Here is a 2,899-nt window from a genome sequence, read left to right as displayed (position 1 = left end):
GTTAGGGGAGGAGGGGGTGGAGGAGGACGTTTTCGTCGCGGCCGGGGCCTACGCCTACGACGCTCACCTTCGTGTTGCAGAGTTCCTCGACGCGGGCGATGTAGCGGCGGGCATTCTCCGGCAGCTCGTCAGCCGTGCGGGCCTTGGTGATGTCCTCCCACCAGCCGTCGAGCTCCTCGTAGATGGGCGTGGCGTGGTGGAAGTCCGTCTGGCTCATCGGCATGTCGTCGACCCGCTTGCCGTTGATCTCGTAGCCGACGCAGATCGGCACCTTGGGCAGGCCGGTGAGCACGTCCAGCTTGGTGATGACCAGGTCGGTGACGCCGTTGAGGCGGCAGGCGTACCGGGCGACGACCGCGTCGAACCACCCGCACCGGCGCTCCCGGCCGGTGGTCGTGCCGTACTCCGCGCCGATCTTGCGAAGGTGATCGCCGTTGGCGTCGAACAGCTCCGTCGGGAACGGGCCAGCGCCGACCCGGGTGGTGTACGCCTTGCTCACCGCGATCACCTTGCTGATCGCGGTCGGCGGGATGCCGGCGCCGACGCAGGCCCCGCCGGCGGTCGGGTTGGACGAGGTCACGAAGGGGTACGTGCCGTGGTCCATGTCGAGCATGGTGGCCTGGGCGCCCTCCAGCAGCACCGTCTCGCCCCGGTCGAGGGCGTCCCAGAGCATCGCCCGGGTCTCCGCGATGTACGGCTTGAGCCGCTCCGCGTACTCCAGGTACTCCTCGACGGTGGCTTCGAGGTCGATCGCCTTGCGGTTGTAGACCTTGAACAGGATCTGGTTCTTCTCGCGCAGGGCGAGTTCCAGCTTCTTGCGCAGGATGCCCGGGTCGAGCAGGTCCTGAAGCCGGATGCCGATCCGGGCGACCTTGTCGCCGTACGCGGGGCCGATGCCCCGGCCGGTGGTGCCGATCCGGGACGAGCCGAGGTAGCGCTCGATCACCCGGTCCAGCGCCCGGTGGTGCGGCATGATCAGGTGCGCGTCGCCGGAGATCCGTAGCCGGGACACGTCGACCCCGCGCTCGGCCAGGCCGTCGATCTCGGCGAGCAGCACCTTCGGGTCGACCACCACACCGTTGCCGATGACGATCATCGCGTTGGGCGAGAGCGCGCCGGAGGGCATCAGGTGCAGCGCGTACTTCTGGCCGTCCGGGGTGATCACCGTGTGGCCGGCGTTGTTGCCGCCGGAGTAGCGCACGACGTAGTCGACCCGCTCACCCAGCAGGTCGGTAACCTTGCCCTTGCCCTCGTCGCCCCACTGAGCGCCGATGAGCACGATCGCTGGCATCTTTTCCGCCTCCAGAAGGCTCGGGTGCCAGGTGGCGACCGGTTGGCGAGCCCGGGGTGTCAGGTTAACAAGTAGTGACGGCGCGGCCGGCAGGGGTCGCGGCGAGAGGCAGGAGGCTCCTTCCGTGTACGACGTGGTGCTGCTCACCCTCGGTTCGGAGCGGGACGCTCCCGGGGGCTGCGGCAGCGGTGGGGCCTGCTGCGGCGGTGCGACCGATGCCGACACCAACCCGGGGACCGAGTCCGCCGACTCGGACCGGTGCGCCACCGAGCGACCCCGCGTACCCGTGTTGGCCTGCGCCGACGCGCTGACCGCCCGGGGCGCCCGCGTGCAGACGGTCACCGCGCGCTCGGACGCGGAGATCGACGAGGTGTTGGCGCAGCTCGACGGCCCTCCCCGCCCGGACGGGCTCACCTGGCCGGACCTGGACGGCAAGACCCGACTGGTCGTCGCCACGGCCAGCGACGGGCAGTTGCGCGCCGTGCTGCGCCGGCTGGTCCGGCGGTACGCGCCAGCGCCGAGCCGCCGCCCGACTGACCTGCGCGCCGACCGGACCCTGCCCGACCTCCCGCCGGTGGCCGTACTCCCGCTCGATCCGGCGCGCGGTGGCACCCACCGTGACCTGGCCGCGCAGCTCGGGCTGCCCCGCGACCCGGCGGCCGTGGCCGCCGCCGTGCTGGACGGCACGCCGCGGCGACTGGATCTGCTGCGCAACGACGGCGGTTCGGTGACCCTGGACGGCGCCCTGCTCGGCGCCGCCGACGACGCCGGCCGGCCGCTGCACTGGCGGGCACGGGTGGAGGTCGACGACGCCGTCCTCACCGACGGTGACGAGTCGCTGCTCGCCTGTGCGATCGGCAACGCCGGTGGGTACGCGACGCTCGACGACGTGACGCTGCTGGCCGCGCCGGACCCGGCCGACGGCCGTGTCGAGGTCGCGGTGGCCGTACCGGTGGTCGTCCGCTCGGCCCTGGGCCGCAAGCGGGTACGCCTGGAGGTGCGGCGGGCTCGCGGTCGGGCGGTGTCGGTGCTGCCCCGGGAGGGAAAGGTGCCCTACCTCGACGACGGTGTCGAGAACGAGCTGACCCGGAAGCGGTCCTGGTGGGTCGAACCGGGAGCCTGGGCGGTCTGGTCGATCTGACCCCGGCTGCGCCGGCCGTCCCTGGTCGGCCGGTGGGCCTATCCTCGCAGGAGGACTGGGGAGGAACCGTAATGGACGAGAACGCCGACCGGGCGCAGGTGCCCGGCCAGCAGCCGGTGCCGGAGCGGGACATCGAACCACTCTGGCCACCGGACCCTGCCGACCGAGGCGCGGACGCCCCGGCACCGCCATGGGCGTCGATCTCCGGGCAGCGGGGCACGCCGCCGTCGGCCGCGCCGCCGTCGACCGTGCTGCCGCCCGTGGCGACGCCACCGACCGGCCGTCCGCCGGTTCCCGGGCAGCCCGGGGCCGCGGCGCTGCCTCCGCCGTCGCCGTCGGATTATCCGTCGCTCACCGGTGCCGTGCCGCCGCCCGGCGGGTGGGGCGTCACCGGCCCCTCGGGCGCCGGGTCCGGCTGGGCCCCGGCGCAGCCGCGCTGGCCCCCGCCGGCCGACCCGTCCACCCCG

Annotated in this window: 2 protein-coding genes and 1 pseudogene; 2 read left to right on the top strand and 1 reads right to left on the bottom strand. The window is 73.3% G+C overall.

The features are described from left to right. Position 1: 1 nt before the first annotated feature. Positions 2 to 1,291, bottom strand: a complete 1,290-nt coding sequence (locus DKT68_RS00305) for an adenylosuccinate synthase (RefSeq protein WP_109815444.1) — start codon at positions 1,289 to 1,291, stop codon at positions 2 to 4. A 124-nt stretch (positions 1,292 to 1,415) separates the two neighbouring features. Here DKT68_RS00305 and DKT68_RS00300 point away from each other — a divergent pair, with 124 nt between their 5' ends. Together DKT68_RS00300 and DKT68_RS00295 are read left to right on the top strand one after the other, a co-directional pair. Next, positions 1,416 to 2,432, top strand: coding sequence for a diacylglycerol kinase family protein (locus tag DKT68_RS00300; protein ID WP_109815443.1), 1,017 nt, complete (start codon positions 1,416 to 1,418; stop codon positions 2,430 to 2,432). A 71-nt stretch (positions 2,433 to 2,503) separates the two neighbouring features. Beyond that, positions 2,504 to 2,899, top strand: a pseudogene (locus tag DKT68_RS00295) (chromosome partitioning protein); the annotation flags it as partial.

It is taken from the genome of Micromonospora acroterricola, from assembly GCF_003172955.1.
Taxonomy (GTDB): domain Bacteria; phylum Actinomycetota; class Actinomycetes; order Mycobacteriales; family Micromonosporaceae; genus Micromonospora; species Micromonospora acroterricola.
Note: the sequence above shows the minus strand (reverse complement) of the source record. Positions and strands in the feature narration are given on the sequence as shown.